We start from the raw sequence: 26,003 nt of genomic DNA on the forward strand, positions 1-26,003 counted from the left end.
CTTGGTACGCTTGTATCCCACTTTTTGTTCCAAAAAGGTCGGATACAAGCTCGGGCAAGGGGAAACCCCTTAACCCCAAAGCCACATGCTACGCATGTGAAAATCAAAAGCGTAAAAGACAAAATCAGCATTGACACTTTTATATGGTACGTACTGATTTTATGTACAGTTATAATGGTGTTTCATCGATTTACGCTAAAAATCGATTGAAAATCGTTCTTTAGTTGTATCACTTTAAAAATATAGAAATCATAATTATCTGATTTTATTGTCTTTAATTTTTAGTACAATAAAGGAAAATCCTACTTTACGCGCAAGCTCGGTTTGTTTTTTACATGGGTCATATTTTATTGCTTTACTTCAATAAGATAGTAAATGTAGGATGATATTAATCAATAAGTTAAGGGACTGGCTTTACAGCGCAAGCCCTTCAATAAGCGTTATGTTTCAAGGAGAGTCATGAAGTATCTATCTATTTTCGTTGCATTATTATCTACCCAATCATTTGGCTGGGAATGCAACGATCCGAATGGATATATCAAAAAGGAAGGTGTGTTAGTCGTCAAAAAAGTGTGTGACACCGAGTTATGTCAATTCACTATTGAGGCTCCGCACAGTCTCGAAGATCGAGCATTCCAAGATTTTACTTTGTCACAAGAGCACGAAGGTAAGCCTATATTTGTCGCTCCACTTCAGCACAAGCAAATGGGTGCTGTATTTTCTACCGAGATCACCATCAAGAAGTCGAAATTATCGGGCTTCTCTGTAATGGCAAATTACTTAAACTTTGGTTACGGTTGCACCGCAGGTTCTACCGTTTACCTAGAAAAAACATAACAAGGCGCTAAAATCAGAAAAACTAAAGTCGGCCATCGCTTCGCGATTATAGCCAACTGTAGTTTTCTGCTTAGCTTAGCGTTATAAGCCATGGAAAAGTATGAGATGGACTCTTTTTTTATCGTGTACGTTGCACTAGCCATTTATCTTGTACTGAATCTAGCAGTTTCATTTTTCTTGGCGAAAAGAGATGACTTAGATACTGTTCAAAAAGTTGCACAAATCATTATCGCCTGGTTAATCCCATATATAGCTGCAATTGCTCTTTGGCAATTTAACAAAAGTCAGGATCGCCCTATCAAGAAACATTCTGAATTTGGTGGCGGCCCCAGAGATAGTAGCGGGGCTGGCTCAGATGGTAATCATTAACAATGTCTTATAATCGGGTAGCCGGAGGTATCTAGCCTCCAGCCCCCACACCACCCTGCATGCGGCTCCGCACAGGGCGGTTCATTTAGAACATCTAACTAGCTTTCTGGTTAGGATATTGAACTGCGATCCATCCGTCTCTCAATGAATATAATCCTGCTTTCTTCAGATATTCATTACTCAGCGCTTGCTGTATCCCAGGTGTTTTAGAGCTACGCCAAGGGCCTTTACTTGTGATACCACAAGCAACAGCGGCTTGGATTTTCTGTTCATTTACAACCAGTTTAGCCTAGTGGCAAGGTATTGAGTAATGCTCATTAGTACTCGTTCGCCTGCGAGTTGAAACTTTACCAAGATGATAAAATCGTCCGCGTAGCGGGCGAATTGATGCCCTCGACTTTCCAGCTCTTTATTCACACTACACTCAGCACTGAATCCAAAAGTGATCGGCATGGATATTATTAGGCGATCGGGATGGATGGTAGTATGCAGCATTAACAGTCATAATGATTTAAAGCTTTATGGTGATAGCTAATTTGGTATTATGCAAACCTAGCATCACAGTTGAGGAATTCAAGATGAACAAGAAAGTTGAGGCATATGGTGTTAATGCAATTATTCGTCCGAAAATAACAGCCACTAAAGAGCTTGATTTGTCTGGAATTTATGGACAACAAATTGTTAAGTCTGAGACAAAGCTAGCTTTGAGAACACACCGTAAAACGTTCGAGAAATTGGCTGATATGTAATGGATATCATTTGCTTTCCATTCGAGCGTGTTATCGAAATCAATACTTTTATTTTAGAAACTGAACCTGGCATGAAAGGGCAGGTAGATGTTTCAAAATTACAAGGTGCATTAGGGCGTATTGATAATGCAATTGTGTACGATGGTTTAGATGATATTTTTGAAATTGCTGCAAAATATACTGCAAGTATTGCTATTGCTCATTCACTACCAGATGCGAATAAACGCACAGGATTGATTGTTGCACTTGAGTATTTGTCATTAAATGATTTTGAACTTACAAGCGACAACACACTATTAGCCGATGCAGTAAGAGATTTAGTTCTTGGTGTGATTGGTGAAAGTGATTTTGCTGACATATTGTATGCCCAATATGCGCAAGAAAATCAGTAGTATTGTTTTTAAATTGACAAAATACTCAATAAATATTTAAATGTCATATATCGACTACGAATGTTCACTATCTGAGATGTGATTTTTCGATTAGTGATTGATTATAATGAATTTTAGTTTTATTTTGTGGCTGATTGCTTGGGTTCAAATCCCTATCCCTCCGCCACATTCAAATAAAAAGGCTCATCAGAAATGATGAGCCTTTTTATTTGGGCGAAAGAAAGGGCTTTAAACCCTGGGTTCCTCTTTATTACAAGCAGGCTATCCCTCCGCCATATTCTAATGAAGAGGCCTATCGAAAGATAAGGCTTTTAGTTTGGCGAGAGATAGGGCTGTGAGCCCACAGGTTTATCAGCTAACCAGTTGACTAGAAAGGCGATTATGGCGCATAAGCTAGTCGTAATATTGGTGTTACAGATACACATAATAGTCATCAAATATACAGTCTCTTGAATGGCTATCAATGACTTTATTTGCTATTTTGATGAAGTCCGCAACACCAATATTTGGCCAGCTTTATGAGCTTGTATCACACTTAATCTGACACTCGTTTGACCAAGCCGTAGTGCTTTTTCCCGCGTTGAATTAACCAATATTGATCATACAAAGGGAAGCTCAATGTTGAGTTACCTGACTCAACTTTTTCTCCATTGATGCTAATAGCATTACTTTCAATCAACTCTCTTGCAATACGTTTCGAATTAGCCAAACCTGATTGAACTAATAACTCAACTAAATCATGTTGCGTGCTTTGTATACACGGCAAACCATCTAGCTCAAGCTGCTTGAGTTCATTCAAACTCAATTGTTGTACGTTACCGCTAAACAAGGCTTGAGTAATCCGCTCAGCACTTGCTAGCCCCTCATCACCATGAACAAAATGTGTCATTTGTGCTGCCAGCATGCGTTGCGCTTTAGGCTTACTGGTATTGGCATTGTCTTGTGCCTCAATCTCCGCGATGTCGTCACAACTCAAAAAAGTGTAATAGCGCAAGAAGTTGTAAACATCGGCATCGTCCACCGATAACCAAAATTGATAAAAAGAATAAGGCGATGTTTTGATGGGGTTGAGCCACACCGCGCCACCTTCGGTTTTACCAAATTTAGTGCCATCCGATTTAGTGATTAACGGTAATGTAAGCCCAAATACTTGCTCATTGTTTTGACGACGGGTGAAATCGATGCCGCTGACGATATTGCCCCATTGGTCATTACCACCAATTTGCAAACGACAAGCATATTGACGATTAAGCTCTGCAAAGTCATAAGATTGCAGCAGTGAGTAACTGAACTCAGTGAATGAAATTCCCTGGTCTGGACGCTGTAAACGCTGTTTTACCGATTCGCGATTAATCATACTATTTACCGAGAAGTGTTTACCCACGTCACGAAAAAAATCAATCACATTTATGTTCTTAACCCAGTTAGCATTGTTAACCATCAGTATAGGCTTAGTTTTATTATGCATTAATTGTTGGATCTGATTAGACAAATCTTGTCCCCATCCAGAGACCACATCTTCTGAATGTAAACTTCGTTCAGTGGCTTTAAAACTGGGATCACCAATCATACCCGTTGCCCCACCAATTAAAGAAATTGCTTGATGTCCTGCATCCTGAAAACGTTTGAGCATGATAAGTGGTACAAGATGGCCGATGTGCAAACTGTTTGCGGTTGGATCAAAACCACAATATACCGTTTGAGGCTTATTGAGGAGTTGTTGTATTTGCTTTAAGTCACTGGTATTGGCGATTAAACCACGAGCTTGTAAATCTTGGATTAGTGTCATTGTCTTGTCCTTAGAAGCTAGAGTCGCATCTAGATTAAGGCGCAATGCACACACTCAACATATCCTAAAAGGGACAGTTTATGATCTTGAATAAGTGATCATATGGTTAAAAAACAATTGAAATAACTCACTCAGTGAAGCGACATTTAACTGTACATAAATACGTTTTCGATGGTTCTTTACCGTGCCTTGGGTGATATTAAGCTGCTTAGCGATATCTTCGGTATCAAAACCTTGAGCAATTAGCGCCACGACTTCTTGCTCACGTTTGGTGAGTAATGCTTGCCCGAAAGTGGTTAGTGCTTGTTGAATAGACTCACGTATTTCAGTTGATGAATGACTGCGATTCAATACCGTTTCGGCTAAATTGAATTCGTTTTGCTTCCAGTGCTGCTGACACAAAGATTGAATGATACAAAAGTAGGATTTAAGTTTACTGATTTGTTGCTGAGTAAAACATTTATCGTCCCGCATATGACCGAAATAAAGCATCACCCATCGCTCTGGTTCAATCTCAATCAACATACTCAACTCATCTTTCCAGCCTGTTTGATGATAAAACTGCTGACAATAGGCTTTATAATCGAGGTTTTTATGTACAACGTCTTTTAACGTAAAAATACCTTGCTGCTTCTGGATAGTTAATTTTTGATAGAAGGGATCATGTTGAAACGATGTGGTGAGATAATATTGAAACAACAATTCACGATCACTTTCGATTGAGTCATACAGATAAATAGGACGCTTACCTTCTCGATAGCCGAGTATAACCGCACAATCGAAACGCAAAACCAAGCTTATCATCCCCATCAGTTTTGGGGTAAATCTTGGTGTATTAAGCGCAGAAATCACTTCTGACAATTTTATATTGAAAGTGTCGTTCAGCATGAAGTTACGTGTCGGTGAAAAGTAATGATAAGCATATATCATGTTAGCTATTATTCAAAAATGAATGCTGGCTTTATGCAAAAAATAACAGGTGATATACAGACACAGCAAGTGAGAAAAACGATGATTTACTTACTGAAGGCTTGAGCTTAAATATTGTATTTAATCGCTCACTTTTGTGATTGGTTTGAATGTGACTCATTTGCCGCTAAACCTTGTCGTATGTTGCAGATGTTGATAAAAAGGGCGGGATTCAAATTGATACTTTATAAGTTTACTTAATCCCGTTTTTTAGATCCTCGATAAACTTAGTTACGGCCAAAAACGCGATAGTGGCCATAACTAAGTAGATTATCGCAAGTAGATATTTATACGTAAGTGTTATGGACTATCGTCTGCATTGGCGAATGTGTAATCTAGTATGATTAACAATTAATTATGTCAGGGCTAGTAAACACCCTGTGCCAACATGGCATCGGCCACTTTGACGAAACCGGCGATATTCGCGCCATTCTCATAGTTCACATGGCCTTCTTTATCTTCACCGTAGTTGACACAAGTAGCATGAATACTTTGCATTATCTCTTTGAGGCGAGCATCAACTTTTTCTCGGCTCCAAGACAGACGTTGCGCATTCTGACTCATTTCTAAACCAGAGGTTGCAACCCCGCCAGCATTAGCGGCTTTACCGGGCAAATAGCACCTTGGCTGCGTGAAAGGCTTTTACTGCTTCGGCGCTACTCGGCATATTTGCCCCTTCAGCCACCACTAATACGCCATTGGCGATTAGCACCGTGGCATCTTCTTCCAACAATTCGTTTTGGGTGGCACAAGGTAAAGCAACTTGAGTCGGTAGATGCCAAGGAGTGCGGCCGCTAAAATATTCGAGCTCCATTTCATAGGCGTAGTCTGCTACACGTTGACGTTGTTCATTTTTTAACTCCATAAGTCTAGCTAACTTCTCCAGGGTAAAACCTGATGGATCGTAGACAGTGCCGTCTGAGTCAGAGGCTGTGATGACACGCGCACCCAATTCCATCGCTTTTTCGATGGCATATTGCGCCACGTTACCAGAACCCGATACTGAGACTGTCATGCCAGCTAGAGATTGGTTATTGTTAGCTAACATAGCTTCGACAAAATAGAGGAGCCCATAACCAGTGGCTTCAGGTCGGATCAAGCTGCCGCCGAATGAAAGTCCCTTGCCGGTGAAAACACATTCGGCGCTGTTGGTAAGCTTTTTCATCATGCCCGCCATATAACCCACTTCACGTCCGCCAACACCGATATCACCAGCCGGTACATCGGTGTTAGCACCCAGATGGCGATAAAGTTCCAACATTAATGCTTGGCAGAAGCGCATGACTTCACCCTGACTCTTGCCTTTGGGATTGAAATCACTGCCACCTTTGCCTCCGCCCATGGGTAAAGTTGTTAGGGCATTCTTGAAAGTCTGCTCGAAGGCGAGAAATTTGAGTACTGACAGATCTACCGAAGGGTGAAAACGCATACCACCTTTAATTGGCCCTATGGCCGAGCTGTGTTGGATGCGATAACCGCGATTGACTTGTACCTGACCTGAATCATTGACCCAGCTTACCCTAAATTGAACCAGCCGTTCAGGCTCTACTAAACGATCCAATAGCCCATGTTCCAGATAACGTGGGTTTTGAGCTAAAAATGGCCAAATGGAGGTGATAACCTCATTTACAGCCTGAATAAACTCTGGCTGGTTAGCATTACGTTTTGCCACTTGGGCTATAAAATTTTCTTTAGAAAGGGAATGACTCATCGCTAACTCCTATAGTAAATCACATCGGCTTTATGCCAGATAAAGGCCATGCCCTGTATTAATCTAAGTGCTACATGCTTGGTTTGCTTTCATAAAACACTAAGGTTTGTAAAAAAAATTGACTCATCTGTACCATGAGAACCAAGTCATCAAATGCTTAAGATGGTAGTTTTATGCATTTAATTCACATAAATAGCAAGCGTTAATTATATGTTCACTTTGTTGTTAGACCATTTATATTGTTGGGGTGTAAGTTTTAGTGTTTGATATATATGTTATTTTTGTGACTTTTGCTCGTGTGGTGTTATAGCCAATAAATACATAAAAACTTTGTTTTAAAATGTATTTGTATGCATTTTATAATGTTGAGCTTTTTTAGAGGTTGAGCCTAGTATGAAGAAGTCGATCTATTATTTAACATTACTATGCGCATTAAATAGTATTGATAATAATGTTGTGAACTATGATTTGTAGGACACTTTGAAGTGACGACCATGTAGAGCATAGCTTTACTATGAATAGCTAAGCTGTCAGCTGAGGTAAGTGAACGCACTTTATTGATAATTGCTTTTAAGCATTTGCCATTAACCGGCTTTTGAACTCATAAGTGGCAACACTTTATAAGCGGATGCAGTAACAGGTTAGGTGTTTGGTAAAAGTGAATTGACTGAATGAGATTGTGCACTTGGCTAATTTGTGACTCTATGATGAGTTTGACCCATGAGATTTTAATTTTAATTTTTGAATCTAATATCGTTGTTGCCACGTATAGACTGTGTTGGAGGTATTTTTACGCCACAATGTAATGAATGAAATAAAATGAATGATAAGCCGCAATAATGCTATTGAATGATTATGGGAAGCGCTGCAGATTATGGAACAAGACACTTTATTGGGGTTGCTTAGTGCAACTGGTGCCGGTGATAAGCAGGCCTTTGCTGAATTGTATCAATTGACCAGTGGTCAGTTGTTTGCCGTTAGCCTAAAAATGCTGGGGCGACGAGAGCTGGCCGAAGAAGCGTTACAAGAGGCTTATGTAAAAATTTGGCATAACGCAACAGAGTATCAGCATGGTAAGGGGGCGGTATTAACCTGGATGATCAGTATTGTCCGTTACCGTGCTTTAGATATGCTGCGCTATCACAAGGTCAGAAAAGAAGAGGCACTTGAGGACGGGCAAGAAGCGATTTTTGAAGCGTCAACCCCAGATGATGGTCCTGATGTGGCTAAGAGTAAACTCGATGACTGTATGGGCGAGCTTGAACCACAGCAAAAGCAAGCTATTCATTTAGCTTACTATAATGGCTTAACACATCATGAGGTAGTAGGGCACTTAGACTTACCACTTGGCACGATTAAAAGCTGGATCCGTAGAGGCTTACAACAACTGCAGAGGTGTTTAGCATTATGAATTATCGCGACCCCGAATTAAAAGAAGCATTAGCCGCTGAATATGTATTGGGCACATTACGTGGTCAAGCACGTCGTAGGTTTCAAAAGTTAATGATGCAAATCCCTAGCTTGCGTGAAAGCACCTGGGTATGGGAGCAACATTTACACGGCATGAATGACAAGCTAGCGCCGATAAAACCAGACGCGCGAGTATGGCAGCAAATTAGTCTACGTCTTGGATTTACTTCACTTGAGGCTAAAACCGAGACTGGACAAGGTGTTGAGTTGACGGCTGACACTGAATCTAATGTGGTGTCTATAGCATCATTTAAAACCCGTTTATGGCAAGGTGCCGCGTCATTGGCTACCGCCGCCGCAATCATAATGGCGGTTGTGATGGTCAAGCAGCAACCAATAGATATGCCTATTGCGCAACAAATGGCGGTTGTACAAGGCGCACAGTCACAAGCTTTATGGTTAATTGAAGTGACAGATAGCACCATTGAGGTACGTTCAACCAGTAACTTCAAGCCATTGGCGAATAAAGATTACGAGTTGTGGATGATAGCAAAGGGTGTAGAAAATCCGATATCACTCGGTTTGTTGCCGAAATCAGGCCAATTATCATTGCCTAAAAACAGTCAGTTTGATGCGGTTGATATTGTGGCGTTAGCTGTGAGTTTAGAGCCATTAAACGGCTCACCTAATGGTTTACCTACTGAGGTACTTTACACCGCTGAGTTAGCGATCTTATAACTAAAGTAACCGTAGACAGAATGGTAACTGTGGTATTTATTGAAAGTGTAAGTGCGACTCAGTAGCGCATTAATCCATTACGGTTAGCATTGCTTACAGCATGATACTTAATAAAAATGGCCTGAATTTGATTCAGGCCTTTTTTTATCATTAATTTACCAAATTAGTTTTTTCTATAAAAAAAATAAAAATATATTTCATATTTAATTGTATTAAAACAGTATCTTAAGAATTACTTTGGTTAAATGTAAAAATTAAATCCAATTTGTTGCATCCAATATCGCAGCTCAACCGTTTACTGATATGACTCTATTAAATAACAAGGAAATAGTCATGCAAGTACTCAAAGTATCGCTTATCGCAAGTATCGTATGCAGCAGCTTATTAGGCGCAAATGCTTTTGCATCGAGCCACAGAGAAGCACCGAACATTACCCGTATGCCAACATTAGACTCTACTGACTTTTATGCCTTTAACAGTTATGAGGCTGGACGTGAAGAATACGTCACGTTAATCGCTAACTATATTCCATTACAAGACGCTTATGGTGGACCGAACTATTACGCAATGGATCCCGCAGCGGTATACAGCATTCACATCGACAATGATGGTGATGCAGTAGAAGATTTAACCTTTCAATTTAAGTTCACTAACGAATTAGCTAATAACAACCAAGGTATTGCGTTAACCGTTGGCCCTGCGGGTAATCAACGCACGGTAGCTGTGCCGCTTAAAAATATTGGCGCTATTACCGCTGGCGATCAAAGTGCAGCTAACTTTACAGAGTCTTATCAACTGAGTTTAGTTAAAGGACCACAAACCGACGGTATGGCTACCGTGTTAAGTAACAGTAATGGCGCCACCATGTTCCATAAGCCACTTGATTATATCGGTAATAAAAGCTTTGGTGACACAGCAGCCTATGCCGACTACGCCAGTCAGTTTGTGTATCAATTTTCTATCGAAGGTTGTGCAAGTCCTGCCAAGGTGTTTGTTGGACAACGTAAAGATCCATTCGTAGTTAACCTAGGTAAAACGTTTGATTTAGTTAACTATGTACCCGTTGAAGGTGATAGTGCTCCCGGTGCTGGCGATCAAGGTGGCTTCCCAGGCGGCATTACTCAATCAAGTGACAACGATAATTTAGTCGATAAAAACGTTACGGCACTGTCTATCGAAGTACCAAAATCTTGTTTAACCACTCAAGGTAACGGCACCATTGGCGCATGGACAACGGCAAGCTTACCGCAAGCGCGCATTTTAAATCCAAACGCTAAAATCGGTAAAACTGAAGTTAATGGTGGGGCGCTTACCCAGGTGTCTCGTTTAGGTAATCCGTTAGTTAATGAACTGGTTATTGGCTTAAAAGATAAAGACACATTCTCGAGTGCACATCCAAAAAATGACACTCAGTTTGCTGATTATGTGACTCACCCAAGTTTACCAGAGCTGCTAAACATACTGTTTAAAGATGCAGTGAATCAAACCTTGGGCGCTAATATTGAAACCCTAGCACCGACTAACTTTCCTCGTACCGATCTTGTTACTGCATTTTTAACCGGTTTTGCCGGTGTAAACCAACTTGAAACCGTTACGCCGTCTGAAATGCTGCGATTAAACACAGGTATTCCTGCTAAACCACGTGACATGCAGTCAGCTTTTGGTGTTGCGGGCGATGACTTAGCCGGTTTCCCAAATGGCCGCCGTCCTGGTGATGATGTGGTTGATATTGCGCTACGTGTTGTGATGGGGCGTTTATGTTATCCGATCCCAGTAAACGGAACCGACACTGACTTAGGTTTGTGTACAACCGATGATGCAAGTGTAGGTAATGTGCCCTTTACTGATGGTGCTCCTGTGAATGCCAGCATGATGATGGACCACTTTCCTTACCTAGCGACGCCATTGTCTGGTTCAAAATAGGGAGTCTTAGATGAATACATCAACTAGAAATTTAACCAAACCGCTATTGTTAGTCAGCCTTTTGAGTGCCAGTTTATTGGCCGGTTGTAACTCTGATAATGACGCGATGAAAAGTGTTAATCAAGCTCCTGTAGCTGACGACATTATGCTAACCACAGTGACTGAAACGGCCGTTATGGGCCAAGTTAAGGCTACTGACAGCGACAATGATCCATTAATGTTTACGCTAAAACAGCAACCAACGTTAGGGATGGTGAGTTTACAAGCTAATGGCGAGTTCATTTATACGCCAGCAAATGAAGTCACTGGCATGGACAGCTTTACGATTACCGTAACCGATAGTGTTAATGCCCCGGTAAATGTGATGGTGTCGGTCGCTATTGATGCTCAGCAGTTGCAGTTTTCAAGTTTAAGTCGTGAGGCATTTTTACAAAATGCTAATGATAAACCGTTACGGATTAATGGCCGCGAAATAGAAAATGATGTCAGCGGAATTAACTTTTACGACGACTTATTGCTTGATCAGTAACCGCATGAGTTAACCCGTTATACAAGGACGTTTATTGCCATGGAAGGCATTAGGAGAATATATGCAAGGTGTAGCAACTAGAATAAAACGTGCCACAATAACAGCCTTAATCGGCGGCTGCTTAGTGTTGGCTAATACCAGTGTGGCTGAGCCATACACACCTAAAAGTGATGATGAAGTGGTCGCAAAGTGGAAAGTGCTTGATGATTCTCCTAACATTAAATCTGATCAAATTAGTCTAACCCAAATCAGTGACTTTATTGAACAAGGGCAGTATCCGGGAGAAGCCGATTATCGTTATGGTCGCGCTAAAGCTTGGCTCCAAGCGAAAATGAATAACACTAGCCCAGATGCACAAACCTTGTATTTATATGCCCGAGTATTACAGCATCAACATCAATTTGATAAAGCGATTAAAGTGTTGCAGCGCGCAATTAGTTTAGATCCCTCAGCGATAAATAGTTGGTTATTAAAAGCCAATATTCATTTGGTGCAAGGAGATATTATAAGTGCGCGTGAAGCTTGTTTAGCCTTAATAGGTAAGGCGAGCATTTTACTTATTTCGGCCTGTGCATTAGAGGTTTCAGCACAAAACGGCAAACTAGCAGAAAGTTATCAAGAGCTAGCTAGGTTATACACGGTATACAGCCCGACTAATGAGCAAGAAAAACAGTGGATCAGCCAAATACTGGCTGATATGGCTTTAAGGCAAGCACAGGCCGACAATGCATTAGTGCATTTACAGCAAATTGAGTTAAATGTTGCCCCTGTCAGTTTATTAGCCCTATGGGCCGATGTGCAGATGTCGCTAAATCAGTATGAACAAGTTATTGATAAAATTGGTGATATTGTTAATAGACATCCGGTTAAAGATGATGCTTTATTACTGCGCTTAGCTAAAGCAGAAAAGCAGCTTAATACCAACCTTGAATGGCAAACATTATTTGCCCAACGCGTTGAGTTGCGTGAGCAAAGACAAGACAGTTTACACGCATCAGAACTGGCACAATATTATTTATACGTAGATGTGCAGCCGATAAAAGCACTTTATTGGGCCAAAATTAATTGGCGGGTGGCAAAGCAAATTAACGATCGACTTTTACTCGAAAATGCTAGGTCACTGTTAAAAAGTAGCCAGCAAGATAAAGAGACGGCATAAGCGGTGTATTTGGGATAATAAGGGAATAGACAGTGAATGTAATTAAACCAGTATTATTGATGATGAAAGTCTGTGTGATCTTACTAGCAATTCTGTCTAGTTATGGCAGCATGGCTCATCAAATGAGCACCAGTTATTTGTCGATAAAAATTGACGCTCAGGGGCAAGTTCAGGGAACATGGCAACTTCGTCTATTTGACCTTTCTCAGCTAATTGATATTGATAATAATCAAGATGGCCAACTTACCTGGCAAGAGATACAGATTAATAAACTTGCCACTAGCCAGTATTTACAGTCAGCTTTACAGATCAGTCGTGAGCAAACCTGCGGGCTAATTTTTGATGTTGATCAGCAAATCGATCAACATTTTAATGAAGGGTATTTAGTGACTTCATTTAGTGGCCAATGCCATAGTATGGGGGCATTAAAAATTGATTATCAAGCGATGTTTGAAATCGATACCGACCATAAATCGATAGTCACTATTGAAGCACCCGAGCATCAATATACTCGAGTCATCAGTAATGATAATCGCACCTTGTTGATTAATCTCGCTGAAAGCCAAATTAGCGATACCTTTGTTGAGTATGTTTATCAAGGCATTATTCATATTTGGAAAGGCACCGACCATATTCTATTTTTATTAGCTTTACTGCTAACGTGTGTATTAAGCCGCGAGCAAAAACAATGGCAAGGGATTAAAAGTAAAATCCAAATTGTAAAACAAACTGCTTGGATTGTTACCGCATTTACGCTGGCGCATTCAATTACGCTTACCACCACAGCAATGGGTGTTATTAATTTTAGTAGCCACTGGATAGAGCTGGGTATTGCCTTATCAGTATTGTTAGCAGCCTTGAATAATGTTTGGCCAGTCGTGTTGAGATTAGGCTGGATTACCTTTGCATTTGGCTTATTACACGGTATGGGGTTTGCGGGAGTTTTAGGTGAACTTGGATTACCTGAAAATCAAAAAGTATTCACTATTCTAGCGTTCAACTTAGGTGTAGAAGTTGGGCAACTCGCTATTTTAATGCTGGTATTACCTTTGTTAATGTTGGTTCGCCACACACTCTGGTATAAAAAGTGGGGGATGCAACTGGGGTCAATCATGATTGCCTTAATGGCCATTCAGTGGTCTATAGAACGCTTTTAATAGGTAATATCGACATATTATAGATGTTGCTATTTTAGAGGGGTTAACTTCCAATGAGGAAAAGATTGTTCGAGTTAATCCCCTTTGTTTTTCGTAGATCAATGTTATGCAAGCCGTTATGCTTGGTCTTTACAGCAATATCTTACGACGCAGCTATTAGTCCCTGGCCATCTTTTGTAAAAACTCTAAGCGTTGCAGTTCTTGCTCATCGGGTTGCCATTGCTCATCTGATAGTTGCTCTACAGCAAAGTCGCCAAGATCAAAACTAGCTTGCTCGCTATGGCCATAACGCGTTAACTCTCCAGGCACTCCTGGGCGAAGCTCTAATACAAAAGTCGCTATTTTGAACGGACCTGAGTGTTGTGCAAGTACCGCTTTATAGGCTTTAAGCTCGATTTCAGCCTCACCTTGTGACAGTTTTTCTGAGCCGGTAAGTAGTGCTATTGGCTGACCGTTTTGTTGGTGTAAGTTGGCCCGTAAACGATAATAGCCCGCTTTTTCAACGGCGAGTTTGACGGGGATAACCATATCACTGCCTTCTGCCCGTACGTTACCTACACCGGTAATCGTGGCTGCTGGATAACTGTACTCAATACCTGTTGATATTGTTTGTTTTTTGCCTTTAGCGCTAAATGTCACCCTGACTTCTATGGGGCCGTCCCATTCTTCTTTGGCGTCTAACCTTGCAGTCCATTCCCCTTTACTGCTAAGCATATCCTCTTTGCCTAATATGTCATTACTCTGATTTTGTTCGCTTTTAAGCGAGACATTTACCGAGGTCACTGCCATGCCGTTGACGACAAGTTTAACTATTACAGGTTCAGGGTAGCTGAAACGATATTGGGGGAGCACTATGCTAGCGCTGCCACCGTCTTGTAACATAACGGATTGTGGCAGGTAATTATTGGGATTAAGTAAGTGGGTATCTTCAGCTGTTAATGGCATTGAGTAAGCTGGTAGCGTCAGCTCACTTGCATAAGCATCGGCCAACAAAGAGAAACTCTCACTGATAGACTCTGGAATGGTTTCTACTTGATCCTTTATCCTGGGCTTTGTCTGAACAGTTTGAGTTGACGGCTGAGTAATAGAAGGCTCCTTTTGGGGCGTAATCGACGCCTGATCGGGCAATGTTGCCGGCTCAGAGGTGAAATACCAATACCCTGCTAGACCGACTAGCAGGGTAATAGTACTGACAACTTTTTTATTAGGCTTTTTCATTAATAGTTAATTTGCCGCTTGATAAACGAGTGATGACATACTCGTGCTCGCTGAATTGCGGACTAATCGGTAACGTGAACTAAACACCCACCAACCGCGTTTTTCTTCATAGGTATTAAACTGCAAATTGCCACCATTTAGGTAATTAACACGGCTATTCGCTGTTGTTACTTCATCTTTAGCGCTGTTTAAAATCGTGTCACCGTGGCTGTAGCCTTCACTCATTAACATAGGATAATGATATGGCATAAACTGGCTTGGACCACTGACCGATTTAAGTTTACCATCGAATGCAACACTCGTTGAGCAGCTGTTATAACTGCCTACTGATGCAGCACCACAGCTTGAGTGACTTGCGACAACACCATCATCTTCACCGGGTAAAAACGCACCTGTTGCCCCTAAAAAGTCAGACCCTGCCCCAGCAAAACGTAAACGTGGCACTCTACTGCCAGGAAAGGCTGCAAGTTGGCGAGCACTATTAACCCGTAAATCATTAAGCACACCAATTGTTGATGGTGTTGGAGTGGTACCTAACCATAGGGAAACTGCAAATCTTAATGTGGCATCGATAAGCCCTGTGCCATTGGCAACATTGACGGCAAGATCGGCTAATTCAACACCACCACCTGCACCAGCAAAGTCGAAGGTAGCCACAATGTTTAATGGCTGTAGACCGGCATTTTGTAACCATAGTGCCTGATTATCAATAATATAACGGGTAACTAAATCACCAGTAGAGTGGGTTACAAATATGCAGCCGCTGGCACAGGTGCCATCACGGGACATTTGCTGTAATTTAGGCCATACGTAATTGCTAGTGATCTTGTTTGCAATACGTTCTTGTGATGGCCAATCGATACGTTCATCGGCACGATCCCGCCAATATTCGGCCCAATATTGATCGCCATTATTGCTAACTTGGGCACCGGTGGGTTTACTTTGTAAGTTGTCAGGTTGAAAGCCGTGTACTAAAACGACTGGGTGGCCACCTACAGCAGCTTGAGCTGCACCACTGAGTAAGCCCGCCAAGAGTAGAAATAGTGATTTATTCATTTGATATCCTTGTCTATTGCCTGCTACTGCGGCCACAATTACGACGATCATTACGACGATCATTACGGCGATCAACTACCGCAATAGTGGCGCTAGCATTTTTATTAAAATTCGGGGTTTAATTAATTTTTTTTACTTTCAGCAATCAACATAGAGGAGAAAAAAAGATTGCAACAGTTAAAAATTTGCCATTTTATGGCAATGAAGGGGCTTGCGTTTGAATGTTTTATGCTCAACTTTATAAGGTTATTTCAAAGGTGTTTGCCATGAGTGATTTTACGACATGGTAATTGTCAGTTTTAATTAGATGTCGATTAACAATTTATTAACACTGGCGTTTTAAGTTTTTACTCCAATTATTTTTAAAAGAGGTTACTTAATCTATGATTACTTGTTATTTCGCTTTGTTAGAATAAAAAACAAGCTTGCGTAGGTATTTTTAGCTGCAATCGCGATTATTACTAGCATCGTATTTAATTGGTTGGTCACAACAAGCGCGATGTCACCTATTACCGATATCCTTTCTAAGTTAAAAGTGATTAAAAGTATTGTAGAACAAACCAACTTGTTAGCGCTAAATGTTGCTATTGAGGCCGCTAGAGCCGGATAGCAAGGACGAAGCTTTGCGGTTGTTACTGATGAGGTACGTACTTTAACTAAGCGTACTCAATAAATCGTCGCATTATCGCTATTAATGACATTGCCCAGCACTCGATTATGGCTGCTGAAGAGTTATATCCTCAGTGAATAATTTATTAAAACTAACGAACGCCATGCGTGTTCAAGTGGGAACCTTTAAACAGCATTAAGTTGTCTGTATAAGTATAAGTATAACCCTAGAGTTAGCTTGTTTTTAATAAGACATTTTACAAAAAAGAAGCCAATAGTTTCCTATGGCTCCTTAATTTATTACTGTTACGCTAATCTGTTAACTGGTCACTCAATTGGTCACTTAGTTAGCTAAAAGATAAGCTACTAAGCTTTCATCGCCTTTTCTCCACGTGAAAGACCGACGACACCAGAACGAGACACTTCAATTACTTTAGTGACTTCGGTTAATGCTTTGATAAAAGCATCAACTTTATCACTTGTCCCCGCCATTTGTATGGTGTAAAGACTTGCGGTTACATCAACAATTTGGCCACGAAAAATGTCCGTAGTACGTTTAACTTCCTCACGGGTATCACCAATGGCTTTTACCTTGATTAAGGCTAACTCGCGTTCAATATGAGCCGCTTCAGTGATGTTAGCGACTTTTAGAATATCAATAAGCTTATGCAGTTGTTTTTCTATCTGTTCTAGCACTTTTTCATCAGCTACTACGGTAATGTTTAACCGTGATAACGTGTGATCTTCCGTTGGCGCAACGGTTAAGCTTTCAATGTTATAACCACGCTGTGAAAACAAGCCGACAACGCGAGAAAGGGCACCAGGTTGGTTTTCAAGTAATACAGAAATAATACGACGCATTAGCTTTTCTCCGTTTTGCTTAACCACATTTCATTCATTGCACCACCACGAATTAACATGGGATAAACGTGTTCAGTCTCATCAACACTAATATCAACAAACACTAATCTGTCCTTAATGGCCAATGCTTCGGCCAGTTTTGACTCTAACTCGTTTGGATCGCTAATGGTCATCCCTACATGACCATACGCTTCGGCAATTTTGGCGAAGTTAGGCACAGAATCCATGTAGGAGTGTGAGTGGCGGCCGGAATAAATCATATCTTGCCATTGTTTAACCATGCCTAAAAAGCGGTTATTCAAGTTAATAATTTTAACCGGAGTATCGTATTGCAATGCTGTTGATAGCTCTTGAATATTCATTTGAATAGAACCATCGCCAGTAACACACACGACAGTTTCCTCAGGGAAAGCCATTTTAACGCCCATCGCCGCAGGTAAACCAAAGCCCATGGTGCCAAGGCCACCAGAGTTAATCCAGCGGCGTGGTTTATCAAACGGGTAATATAGTGCGGCAAACATTTGATGCTGGCCCACATCAGAAGAGACATAAGCATCACCATTGGTTAGCTTGTATAAAGTTTCGATAACTTGCTGTGGCTTAATGCGGTCAGTGGTTCTATCAAACTCTAAGCACTGTTGAGCACGCCATTGGGTGATTTGTTGCCACCATTCATTTAATGCTTCAGTGTCATTTTTTCCCTTACTGCTAGCTAACAACTCAAGCATTGTATCAAGGATATTATCTGCTGAACCTACAATTGGAATGTCTACCCTGGACCGTTTTTGAAATAGAAGAGGGGTCAATATCTATGTGTAAAATTGTGGCATTAGGGCAATACTTATCAACATTGTTAGTCGTACGATCATCAAAGCGAACGCCAATACCAAAGATTAAATCACAATTATGCATAGCATTGTTGGCTTCAAATGTACCATGCATACCCAACATGCCTAAGCTTTGCTTATGGGTGCCAGGGAACGCCCCTAAGCCCATTAATGTGCTAATGACTGGAATATTAAGTTGTTCGGCAAGTGATAAAATTTGTTGATCACACTCAGAAATAATTGCCCCACCACCGACATAAAGCACTGGCTTTTTGGCTGCTAATAACGCTTGAAGCCCACGACGGATTTGACCTTTATGGCCAGTTGTCGTTGGATTGTATGAACGCATTTTTACACTGTCTGGGTAAACATAGTCATAAAGGTTATCAGGGCTTAAACAATCTTTAGGTAAATCAATGACCACAGGGCCTGGGCGACCTGTAGAGGCGATAAAAAATGCCTTCTTAACTATTTCAGGAATATCTGCGGGGTTTTTTACTAAAAAGCTGTGTTTAACGATAGGTCTAGATATACCAATCATGTCACATTCTTGGAAGGCATCATTACCAATTAACGAGCTTGGTACTTGGCCAGATAACACCACCAAGGGAATAGAGTCCATATAAGCTGTTGCAATACCGGTAATGGCATTTGTTGCCCCAGGACCTGAAGTGACAAGTACCACGCCAACTTTACCCGTGGCGCGGGCATACCCATCGGCCATATGAACAGCAGCTTGCTCATGACGGACTAATATATGTTCTACACCAGCTATTTTATGGAGGGCATCATAGATATCTAAAACAGAACCACCGGGGTAACCAAAAATATGGCTAACACCTTCATCTATTAATGAGCGCACAATCATACTGGCGCCAGAAAGCTTTTCCATGAAATGAATCCTCTTAAGTTACCGTTATGGTAAACAGTATCTTGCATACAACGACGGTAATCGTTCTAAAAAATAAACTTAAACGGTTATTTAAGTCTGTTAAAGGTAAGACTTGCCTTAATCCTATTATCCGCTCTGCAGAACGGATAAGCTTCATCATATGTAAATCTATATTTACTGCAAGTGTTTTGTTTATTTTTTTAATTTGTTTGAAAATATTTCATATTTAATCTATGTAAAATGCTGTTGACGCAATAGTCTGTAGGGCACATAAACAAAAAAGCCATCAAACAAGTGTTTGATGGCTTTAAGTCACTTACGCGTTAACTTACGAATGATAGTTATCAGTTATCAGTTATCGTATGAGATTTACTTTGATAGTTTTGTAATATCTGACATGCGGCAACCATTAAAATGGCGACTAACATTAAGCTAGCGAATGGCACAGCAGTGCCATTATAAAAATAGGCGAGTAGCGGTCCCGCAGTTGCCCCGAAGCCAAATCGTAATGTACCAATAACCGCAGTAGCCGTACCGGTTTCTTGCTTGAATTTCATTAGCACAATCGCATCAGCATTCACAGACATAATCCCTAATGCGCCCATTAATGGGATCAGCATCATCACTGTAAAGTGGTAACTTAAATCAGACACATTAACCAGTACCAGTCCAATAGCGGCGATAGCGGCAAAAAAGGTACCCGCATGCAGCATACGTTTTGAGCCATATCGACTGACAATGCGTGAGTTCACAATGTTGGCTAACATTAATGCACCGACATTAGAGCTAAAGAGGATGGCAAACAATGACTTGTCTAATTCAAATACTTCCATGTACACAAATGGAGATGCGGTTAAATAGCAAAAGAATGCAAAAGAGGTTAGTACGCCACTGGCAATGTGTAATTTGACACCTTGGCGAGAAAAAACGGTGTAATAAGATCGAAAAAACGATTTTTGGCTACGTTGTGCTAAGTCTGTATCACTGGGCATTTTTAGCTTTGTTAGCACCACGATAAGTAGTAATGCTGCGTAGAAGCTTAATATAAAGAAGATTAAATGCCAGTCACCCAATTCTAATATAAAACTGCCTATTGTTGGGGCTATTAATGGTGCTAACATCATGATTAAACTAACGTAAGACATGCCCTTGGCGGTATTGTCACCGTAGATTTCTTTAATATAACCTGGTACCACAACTGTGGCAGCAGCGCCAATAAAGGCTTGTAAAAAACGCAGCACAAGAAACTGTTCAATAGTTTGACTAAAACCGAGTAATAAACTGATCACACTAAAACCAATTAATCCAGTAATGACTAAAGGTTTACGGCCAACTCTGTCAGCAATCGGACCAAATGTTAGCATGCCTAACGCATATCCTGCCAAGTAGATACTGAGCGATTGCTGCACCATGGTTACATCGGTACCAAAACCTTTAGCTAAAGTTGACATAGCAGGTAAGTACATATCAATGGCTAAGGGTGTTATCGCAACGATTGCCGCTAACATAGGGAGCAGCATTGCTAAGTGAGGAAAAGCACTTAGAACAGCTTTGTTTGAAGATTGAGACACAAAAACCTCAGGAAATTAGGGAAAAGCCATTTGGAGTAAATAAATGAGAAATTATATTTCAGCAGAATAGTTTAGCATGTAATTCGGACTTTGGATTTGAGATTTTGTAATCAAAAGTCTCAATTTTTCTAATCATCTAACAAAGCGGGTTAATGTCTATCAAGGTCTATTACTACATTATGTCGCATCAGTTCCTAAATAGATGTCATATTTTTGTGTTAGAAAAAAATTACCTATAAGTTGCTGTAATTTGCCTAATAAGAACCTATGATTGCAGCATTAGCTGTAATGACAAGGAAACTGCTGTGTTGTCACGTTTGTATGAGTTTATGCCTGGTTTAAATACACTGATTAATTATGAGCGAAAGTGGTTTGCTGACGATGTTAAAGCAGCATTATCCGTTGCTGCGGTAGCGCTTCCTGTTGCAATTGCTTATGCCCAACTTACTGGTGTTAATGCTGCTGTTGGTTTGTATTCATGCGTTTTGCCTATGATGATATACGCCTTATTTGGCACATCTAGACAACTTATTGTTGGACCAGATGCAGCAACTTGTGCGGTTATTGCCGCAGTGGTAACGCCACTCGCGGCCGGTGACAGCGTTAAGCATTGGCAACTGGTGATGACCATGACTGCAATGACAGGTTTTTGGTGCTTAATTGCCAGCCGATTTAAGTTAGGGGTATTGGCTGACTTTTTGTCCAAGCCTATTTTAATGGGGCTATTAAATGGTGTCGCTATTACCATTATTGTGGGTCAGTTTTCAAAAATATTCGGTTTTACTTTCGACGAAAGATATTTACTTGAACGTTTAGGTGGCGCCCCCACTTATTTGTCCAAAACACATATCCCAACCTTTTTAATGGCAATTCTGACCGTGGCTATTTATTTCGGTATGAAACGGCTTAGACCAAGCTGGCCCTCCTCGATGTTTGCCATCGCTTTTGGGGCGATATTAGTTTGGGTGTTTAACCTTGAACAATTTGATGTCAAAACTATAGGCACAGTAGCTGGTGGGTTACCTTTATTTCAGGCCCCCGAATTTAACGTTGGGATTATTCGTGAACTTGTTATGCCCGCGCTTAACTTAGCGGTAGTCAGCTTTGTCAGTATGATGCTAACGGCCCGCAGTTTTGCTGCTAAAAATGGTTATGATATTGATGCGGATAAAGAGTTTAGAGCATTAGGACTGGCTAATATCGCCTCGGCATTATCACAGGGCTTTGCGGTAAGTGGCGCCGATTCCCGTACCGCTGTTAATGATGCCAATGGCGGTAAAACACAATTAGTGTCAATTATTGCAGCGGCTATTATTGCCATAATCGCTATTTTTCTGACTGCGCCGCTGGAGTTTATTCCCAGTGCCGCGTTAGGTGTGGTATTAGTGATAGCGTCAGTGCATCTGTTAGATTTAAAAGCGGTATGGCAATTAAAACGACGTGACAAACAAGCTTTCTACTTAGCGTTCACAACTTTGTTTGCGGTATTGTTTATTGGTGTTATCCCTGGGATCACATTGGCAGTATTGCTGGGGTTGTTCCAATTTATTCGTACTGTGATGCGCCCAACCGATCAAGTTTTAGGCGTTGATATTACAGGTGTGATTAGAAGTTTAGACAGCAGCGACAAAGCCAAAGCTGTACCTGGTATTTTTATCTACCGTTTTAATTCACCATTAACTTACTTCAATTCAGGTTATTTTAAACGTCGCTTGTTAGAGCAATACGCAAGACAAAAAGGCGATGTAAAATGTGTCATTATTGATGCTGTGCCTTGTTTTACCCACCTTGATTTAAGTGTAATGGCAATGCTTGCCGATCTAGATACGCTTTTCAAAAAGCGTGGTGTGCGACTTGAGCTTGCTGGACGAAAGCGTCAATTACGGTCATGGTTTGAACAAACGGGGATGAAATCAGGCGACGAAGGTATTTATATTCGTTCAGATTTGTATCTAGCGTTAAAAGTGAATCAAAGTAAACAAGCAGCAGATGCGGTAATTCAGGATCACACTCCCGATACAGGGCAAGATAAGCCAGAACTAGATAAGTTAGAGCTAGATAAAGTTGTGTTGAACCATAGTCAGATATAATTTGGGGGGTGAATTAGGGTGGGTCTTTGTGGCTGAAATTGGTTAAGAGGAAACCGCTTTGTTCTTTACATAAAAGTGCAACGCAAAATGTGATATCAAATCATTTAAGAGAATGTTTGCAGATCACCGCTAAAGAGATAATCTCGACAGTTTAACAGGCCTAGCAATAGCAGAGTTTTCTATGACTGTTATAGATTGCTTTTTTTGTTGTCATACTGCCATTGTTAAACTAACATTCGCAGCCTAAATGAGTATTCACACTCTATTGAAAAATTTGGGCGTATTTAATTATTCCCTTTTAATTTAGCAACACCACGCCCCCTCGAAATTCTGACTTAATTTTGTTACATAAGTCCTAAAGTAAAGTAAAAAGCGTCGTCTCTTTGGATGTAGCATGTATGGTTTCGCCGATAAGTGAAGCAGTGCTGGATGTGATCGCAGATGCGTTAGTCGATAAAGGATACATCCTTTTATCTGATATCATTCCTGATTATGTAAGTTTAGCCCTGCTTGAAAAAATGCAGGTTAAGCATGATGTTGATTTTAAATATGCGGCAATTGGCCGTGGTATTGAACAACAAGTCAATGCTGAAATACGCTCAGATAAAATCAGTTGGCTTGATAAGCAAGATCATACAGACAGAGCATATCTGTCTATTATGGAACAACTCAGAGAGGGTCTTAATCGACGCTTATTTATGGGGTTGTTTGATTATGAAAGTCACTACGCCGTTTATGAACCTGGTGCACATTATAAGAAGCATGTCGATGCTTTAAAAGGCAGTCAAAATCGAATTCTGACAACGGTATTTTTCCTTAATCCACATTGGCAGCTAGATGATGGTGGCGAGTTGCTTATTTATGATGAATTTGATGTACCGCTTGAAACGGTTCAGCCTCAAATGGGCACGTTAGCGATATTTTTAAGTGAACGTTTTCCCCATGAAGTGTTACCGACATTAAAAACCCGCAATAGTATTGCTGGGTGGTTTAGGGTAAGTCATGCAACACATGGTTTTTAATGACTATTGTTTATAATGAATTGGGTTGTTTTTGGATCAATTAAACAGATAGCCTTAAGGTGAGTCGCTTTAGTCGTTAGATTAACAATAGATATGCCTTAGTTATCTAGAAATGCCACATTAATTGTGGCATTTTGGTTTAATGGGTTGTTTTCATTGGAGCTAAATTCGATTAAGGTAATATACTCTGATGGTTGTTAATTAAATTTTCAGTAGCATTTTTTGATTCTACAAACAGATTTTATGCCTTAAAATCAGCACACTAAATAGGACGGGATATGAGTATCAAAGGAAAGTGGTTTTTAACGGCCTCGTTAGTATGTTTAAGCCAAGGTGCACAGGCACAAGATCAGGCGGAGCAGGCTTTTACCGATGAGGTTGTTCAGTGTGCGGCCTATTACCAAATCGCTTCAGAAGCGATTGCCTCGATGAATGCGCCGCAAATGCAGGCTGTGGGTGAACGCTTAAAAATATCGGCCACTGATGCTGCCACATTGGCGAGTCAATATCGCAGCGTAGAGCAGGTGGATAGAGATATCGTCGTCCAGAAACAACAACAAATTGCTAAGTTAGGTGGGTCGACTAATTTGGGCGGATTAATGGGGCAATATAAAGAGCTATGTAAAACCGTTGTCTATGAACCTCAAAAAAGACTGGATTATTGGTCGATGGTGACCATGTAATTATCGCCTTGCTCATCTTAAGTTACTGATGAAAACCGTATTCAATGAATGCGGTTTTTTATTAGGTATTCACAAACTATTTTTGTGTAGACCATAATTAGCCGCTAATCGAGGTAATATTTTTTGTTCCTGTAACTGTGATATCCACTTTGTGAGTTGTTGTTTACTTATGGGAGCTTTGGGGTTTAATAAAATACCATGGTCATATTTTTGATCCCATTTTTTAGAGACTAACAGCTGTTGTTTGATCTCAGGATATTGGGCTAAATAAAATTGTAAATAAGACCATGTTACCAGGGCAATATCGGCCCTACCTTTAAGAATGCTCACAATTGAAGCTTTGTTGGAACTGACAAATTGGATGTTGTACTGAGTATTAAGTTGCTTAGGATCGACACCCCACTGGGCAAATGCATAATGATAGCCCTTTACTAAACTCAGTACCTTTGTACTAAAGTCATCGAAGTAGGCTTGTTCGACCGCTTTGTCTTTTAGTGCGATAAATAATTCACCATCATGAATGTTCAATGGTACAAACTCATGTTCAATATTTTTCCAGCCCCAAATAGGGCTTTCAAATAATATCATGTCAAAACGTTTCATTTTATACGCTTTATAGCGGTTACTAATACTGGTTGCAACAAATTCAAATTGTACTTCTGATTGAATGCCGTTTAATGCTTTTACGACATCAATTGATAATCCGGTATAAAGCCCATCATTTGATTGACTCAGGTAAGGAGCAAATTGATAGCCAGCAACCTTAACGATAGGTTTACCGTAGGCTGATTGCACTGACAGGGTTGCCAAAATGAGTAATATGAATAACAGGCGATGCATAAGATTTTTTATTAGTTTTATATATGTGTACGAAAAGGTATCACAATGGTTGTAAGATAAATACACTAAATTCAAAGCAACAATAAGGTGTGTTGAGGATATCTTTATGATAAATAAACTTTAAATGAGGAAGTTATGTGGTTGCAAAAAAAGTCTAGTGAGTCGCTCAAAAAACGAGGTTTCACCTTATCTGATGATGCGTTATTACAGTCATTGAAAACCTTTGAAATAGGCTTAGCGCATTTTTCATTCGACATACTTTAGCGTCACTGACATTATTAATAAACATGCCGTTCCAATGGTAAGAGAAGATTTTGAACGACACCCCAATGTTACTGTATCCAATGTTACTGTATCTGAAAATGCGCCTTCATTATAGACATACATATGAAGGTGTGATGACATGCCTGCTCATCTTAAATCAACACTTATATAGGTGCTGAACTCACTATCTCCATTCGTAATGGTCGCCTTAATGTGGGGATATGGCAGGGGGCATACCTGTGTGAATATCGAGTTCAAGGTTCAGCGCCCAGTATCATCGCAACTTTAAAATGGCCAGTAAGTAATCAGCTTGAGTCTTTGAGGCTTTTTATTTAGTT

The 26,003-nt window shown here is 40.5% G+C and carries 21 protein-coding genes and 4 pseudogenes; 15 read left to right on the forward strand and 10 right to left on the reverse strand.

The annotated features are described in order from the left end of the window. Positions 1 to 459 precede the first annotated feature (459 nt). Together L0B17_RS07705 and L0B17_RS07710 are read left to right on the forward strand one after the other, a co-directional pair. Positions 460 to 837 carry a hypothetical protein gene (locus L0B17_RS07705; RefSeq protein ID WP_235089011.1) on the forward strand — a complete coding sequence of 126 codons (378 nt, stop codon included), beginning with the start codon at positions 460 to 462 and terminating at the stop codon, positions 835 to 837. A gap of 90 nt (positions 838 to 927) precedes the next feature. Then, complete coding sequence (locus L0B17_RS07710) at positions 928 to 1,206, forward strand: hypothetical protein (protein ID WP_235089014.1); 279 nt, start codon at positions 928 to 930, stop codon at positions 1,204 to 1,206. 94 nt (positions 1,207 to 1,300) lie between these two features. Here the strand turns inward: L0B17_RS07710 and L0B17_RS18270 are convergent. Continuing rightward, positions 1,301 to 1,468: pseudogene (locus L0B17_RS18270) on the reverse strand (group II intron reverse transcriptase/maturase); the annotation flags it as partial. Positions 1,469 to 1,784: 316 nt separating this feature from the next. Between L0B17_RS18270 and L0B17_RS07720 the strand changes: the two are divergent. Continuing rightward, positions 1,785 to 1,955, forward strand: a complete 171-nt coding sequence (locus L0B17_RS07720; RefSeq protein ID WP_235089016.1) for an acetyltransferase — start codon at positions 1,785 to 1,787, stop codon at positions 1,953 to 1,955. Further along, positions 1,955 to 2,347 carry a type II toxin-antitoxin system death-on-curing family toxin gene (locus L0B17_RS07725; RefSeq protein WP_235089018.1) on the forward strand — a complete coding sequence of 131 codons (393 nt, stop codon included), beginning with the start codon at positions 1,955 to 1,957 and terminating at the stop codon, positions 2,345 to 2,347. The genes L0B17_RS07720 and L0B17_RS07725 overlap by 1 nt, the downstream gene beginning before the upstream one ends. Positions 2,348 to 2,882: 535 nt before the next feature. Here the strand turns inward: L0B17_RS07725 and tyrS are convergent. The 3 genes and pseudogenes from tyrS to gdhA all read right to left on the reverse strand — a co-directional run bounded on the left by tyrS (position 2,883) and on the right by gdhA (position 6,816). Then, positions 2,883 to 4,136, reverse strand: coding sequence for a tyrosine--tRNA ligase (gene tyrS / locus L0B17_RS07730; RefSeq protein WP_235089027.1), 1,254 nt, complete (start codon positions 4,134 to 4,136; stop codon positions 2,883 to 2,885). A 78-nt stretch (positions 4,137 to 4,214) separates the two neighbouring features. Then, positions 4,215 to 5,024 carry a LuxR family transcriptional regulator gene (locus L0B17_RS07735; protein ID WP_235089029.1) on the reverse strand — a complete coding sequence of 270 codons (810 nt, stop codon included), beginning with the start codon at positions 5,022 to 5,024 and terminating at the stop codon, positions 4,215 to 4,217. A 447-nt stretch (positions 5,025 to 5,471) separates the two neighbouring features. Beyond that, positions 5,472 to 6,816, reverse strand: a pseudogene (gene gdhA / locus L0B17_RS07740) (NADP-specific glutamate dehydrogenase). A gap of 874 nt (positions 6,817 to 7,690) precedes the next feature. Between gdhA and L0B17_RS07745 the strand changes: the two are divergent. The 6 genes from L0B17_RS07745 (at position 7,691) to L0B17_RS07770 (ending at position 13,732) form a co-directional block, all read left to right on the forward strand. Then, positions 7,691 to 8,227 carry a sigma-70 family RNA polymerase sigma factor gene (locus tag L0B17_RS07745; RefSeq protein WP_235089031.1) on the forward strand — a complete coding sequence of 179 codons (537 nt, stop codon included), beginning with the start codon at positions 7,691 to 7,693 and terminating at the stop codon, positions 8,225 to 8,227. Then, entirely contained in the window at positions 8,224 to 8,964 is a 741-nt protein-coding gene (locus tag L0B17_RS07750) for an anti-sigma factor (RefSeq protein WP_235089040.1), read from the forward strand. The genes L0B17_RS07745 and L0B17_RS07750 overlap by 4 nt, the downstream gene beginning before the upstream one ends. Before the next feature lie 333 nt (positions 8,965 to 9,297). After that, complete coding sequence (locus tag L0B17_RS07755; protein WP_235089041.1) at positions 9,298 to 10,887, forward strand: DUF4331 domain-containing protein; 1,590 nt, start codon at positions 9,298 to 9,300, stop codon at positions 10,885 to 10,887. Positions 10,888 to 10,897: 10 nt separating this feature from the next. Beyond that, the gene (locus L0B17_RS07760; RefSeq protein ID WP_235089042.1) at positions 10,898 to 11,416 is read left to right on the forward strand and encodes an Ig-like domain-containing protein; all 519 of its coding nucleotides are present in this window, start codon (positions 10,898 to 10,900) and stop codon (positions 11,414 to 11,416) included. A gap of 61 nt (positions 11,417 to 11,477) precedes the next feature. Beyond that, on the forward strand, positions 11,478 to 12,575 hold the full coding sequence (locus tag L0B17_RS07765) for a tetratricopeptide repeat protein (protein WP_235089043.1): 1,098 nt from the start codon (positions 11,478 to 11,480) through the stop codon (positions 12,573 to 12,575). Positions 12,576 to 12,607: 32 nt separating this feature from the next. Next, on the forward strand, positions 12,608 to 13,732 hold the full coding sequence (locus tag L0B17_RS07770; RefSeq protein WP_336246492.1) for a HupE/UreJ family protein: 1,125 nt from the start codon (positions 12,608 to 12,610) through the stop codon (positions 13,730 to 13,732). 156 nt (positions 13,733 to 13,888) lie between these two features. Here L0B17_RS07770 and L0B17_RS07775 read toward each other — a convergent pair whose 3' ends face one another. Next, entirely contained in the window at positions 13,889 to 14,950 is a 1,062-nt protein-coding gene (locus L0B17_RS07775) for a hypothetical protein (RefSeq protein WP_235089044.1), read from the reverse strand. A gap of 6 nt (positions 14,951 to 14,956) precedes the next feature. After that, positions 14,957 to 16,006, reverse strand: coding sequence for a hypothetical protein (locus L0B17_RS07780; protein ID WP_235089045.1), 1,050 nt, complete (start codon positions 16,004 to 16,006; stop codon positions 14,957 to 14,959). Positions 16,007 to 16,523: 517 nt separating this feature from the next. On the opposite strand from L0B17_RS07780, the pseudogene L0B17_RS18160 reads away from it, so the two are divergent. Next, a pseudogene (locus L0B17_RS18160) lies at positions 16,524 to 16,676 on the forward strand (methyl-accepting chemotaxis protein); the annotation flags it as partial. Positions 16,677 to 16,981: 305 nt separating this feature from the next. Here L0B17_RS18160 and ilvN read toward each other — a convergent pair. The 3 genes and pseudogenes from ilvN to L0B17_RS07800 all read right to left on the reverse strand — a co-directional run bounded on the left by ilvN (position 16,982) and on the right by L0B17_RS07800 (position 20,715). Continuing rightward, positions 16,982 to 17,476 (reverse strand): acetolactate synthase small subunit, encoded by a 495-nt coding sequence (gene ilvN / locus L0B17_RS07790; RefSeq protein ID WP_235089049.1) that lies wholly within the window; start codon positions 17,474 to 17,476, stop codon positions 16,982 to 16,984. Continuing rightward, positions 17,476 to 19,195, reverse strand: a pseudogene (locus L0B17_RS07795) (acetolactate synthase 3 large subunit). Before L0B17_RS07795 ends, ilvN begins: the two are co-directional and overlap by 1 nt. A gap of 344 nt (positions 19,196 to 19,539) precedes the next feature. Then, entirely contained in the window at positions 19,540 to 20,715 is a 1,176-nt protein-coding gene (locus L0B17_RS07800; RefSeq protein WP_235089682.1) for a multidrug effflux MFS transporter, read from the reverse strand. 380 nt (positions 20,716 to 21,095) lie between these two features. Between L0B17_RS07800 and L0B17_RS07805 the strand changes: the two genes are divergently transcribed. The 3 genes from L0B17_RS07805 to L0B17_RS07815 all read left to right on the forward strand — a co-directional run bounded on the left by L0B17_RS07805 (position 21,096) and on the right by L0B17_RS07815 (position 24,561). Further along, positions 21,096 to 22,856: a SulP family inorganic anion transporter gene (locus L0B17_RS07805; RefSeq protein WP_235089684.1), complete on the forward strand. Its 1,761-nt coding sequence runs from the start codon at positions 21,096 to 21,098 to the stop codon at positions 22,854 to 22,856. A 398-nt stretch (positions 22,857 to 23,254) separates the two neighbouring features. Further along, positions 23,255 to 23,878 (forward strand): 2OG-Fe(II) oxygenase, encoded by a 624-nt coding sequence (locus L0B17_RS07810; RefSeq protein WP_235089058.1) that lies wholly within the window; start codon positions 23,255 to 23,257, stop codon positions 23,876 to 23,878. Between the two features lie 278 nt (positions 23,879 to 24,156). Next, positions 24,157 to 24,561, forward strand: a complete 405-nt coding sequence (locus L0B17_RS07815; RefSeq protein WP_235089060.1) for a hypothetical protein — start codon at positions 24,157 to 24,159, stop codon at positions 24,559 to 24,561. Between the two features lie 69 nt (positions 24,562 to 24,630). Here the strand turns inward: L0B17_RS07815 and L0B17_RS07820 are convergent, their stop codons facing one another. After that, positions 24,631 to 25,401 carry a substrate-binding periplasmic protein gene (locus tag L0B17_RS07820; RefSeq protein ID WP_235089061.1) on the reverse strand — a complete coding sequence of 257 codons (771 nt, stop codon included), beginning with the start codon at positions 25,399 to 25,401 and terminating at the stop codon, positions 24,631 to 24,633. Between the two features lie 135 nt (positions 25,402 to 25,536). Here L0B17_RS07820 and L0B17_RS18100 point away from each other — a divergent pair, with 135 nt between their 5' ends. Then, a complete protein-coding gene (locus L0B17_RS18100; protein WP_268834037.1) occupies positions 25,537 to 25,665 on the forward strand; it encodes a hypothetical protein in 129 nt (42 codons plus the stop codon). Positions 25,666 to 26,003 lie beyond the last annotated feature (338 nt).

The sequence above is a fragment of the Shewanella sp. OMA3-2 genome (assembly GCF_021513195.1).
In the GTDB taxonomy this organism is placed as follows: Bacteria; Pseudomonadota; Gammaproteobacteria; order Enterobacterales; family Shewanellaceae; genus Shewanella.

Bases quoted from the DNA above. Each gene is read 5' to 3' on its own strand.
- L0B17_RS07705 (WP_235089011.1), top strand. From the start codon at position 460: ATGAAGTATCTATCTATTTTCGTTGCATTATTATCTACCCAATCATTT.
- L0B17_RS07710 (WP_235089014.1), top strand. From the start codon at position 928: ATGGAAAAGTATGAGATGGACTCTTTTTTTATCGTGTACGTTGCACTA.
- L0B17_RS07720 (WP_235089016.1), top strand. From the start codon at position 1,785: ATGAACAAGAAAGTTGAGGCATATGGTGTTAATGCAATTATTCGTCCG.
- L0B17_RS07725 (WP_235089018.1), top strand. From the start codon at position 1,955: ATGGATATCATTTGCTTTCCATTCGAGCGTGTTATCGAAATCAATACT.
- tyrS (WP_235089027.1), bottom strand. From the start codon at position 4,136: ATGACACTAATCCAAGATTTACAAGCTCGTGGTTTAATCGCCAATACC.
- L0B17_RS07735 (WP_235089029.1), bottom strand. From the start codon at position 5,024: ATGCTGAACGACACTTTCAATATAAAATTGTCAGAAGTGATTTCTGCG.
- L0B17_RS07745 (WP_235089031.1), top strand. From the start codon at position 7,691: ATGGAACAAGACACTTTATTGGGGTTGCTTAGTGCAACTGGTGCCGGT.
- L0B17_RS07750 (WP_235089040.1), top strand. From the start codon at position 8,224: ATGAATTATCGCGACCCCGAATTAAAAGAAGCATTAGCCGCTGAATAT.
- L0B17_RS07755 (WP_235089041.1), top strand. From the start codon at position 9,298: ATGCAAGTACTCAAAGTATCGCTTATCGCAAGTATCGTATGCAGCAGC.
- L0B17_RS07760 (WP_235089042.1), top strand. From the start codon at position 10,898: ATGAATACATCAACTAGAAATTTAACCAAACCGCTATTGTTAGTCAGC.
- L0B17_RS07765 (WP_235089043.1), top strand. From the start codon at position 11,478: ATGCAAGGTGTAGCAACTAGAATAAAACGTGCCACAATAACAGCCTTA.
- L0B17_RS07775 (WP_235089044.1), bottom strand. From the start codon at position 14,950: ATGAAAAAGCCTAATAAAAAAGTTGTCAGTACTATTACCCTGCTAGTC.
- L0B17_RS07780 (WP_235089045.1), bottom strand. From the start codon at position 16,006: ATGAATAAATCACTATTTCTACTCTTGGCGGGCTTACTCAGTGGTGCA.
- ilvN (WP_235089049.1), bottom strand. From the start codon at position 17,476: ATGCGTCGTATTATTTCTGTATTACTTGAAAACCAACCTGGTGCCCTT.
- L0B17_RS07800 (WP_235089682.1), bottom strand. From the start codon at position 20,715: ATGCTGCTCCCTATGTTAGCGGCAATCGTTGCGATAACACCCTTAGCC.
- L0B17_RS07805 (WP_235089684.1), top strand. From the start codon at position 21,096: ATGCCTGGTTTAAATACACTGATTAATTATGAGCGAAAGTGGTTTGCT.
- L0B17_RS07810 (WP_235089058.1), top strand. From the start codon at position 23,255: ATGGTTTCGCCGATAAGTGAAGCAGTGCTGGATGTGATCGCAGATGCG.
- L0B17_RS07815 (WP_235089060.1), top strand. From the start codon at position 24,157: ATGAGTATCAAAGGAAAGTGGTTTTTAACGGCCTCGTTAGTATGTTTA.
- L0B17_RS07820 (WP_235089061.1), bottom strand. From the start codon at position 25,401: ATGCATCGCCTGTTATTCATATTACTCATTTTGGCAACCCTGTCAGTG.
- L0B17_RS18100 (WP_268834037.1), top strand. From the start codon at position 25,537: ATGTGGTTGCAAAAAAAGTCTAGTGAGTCGCTCAAAAAACGAGGTTTC.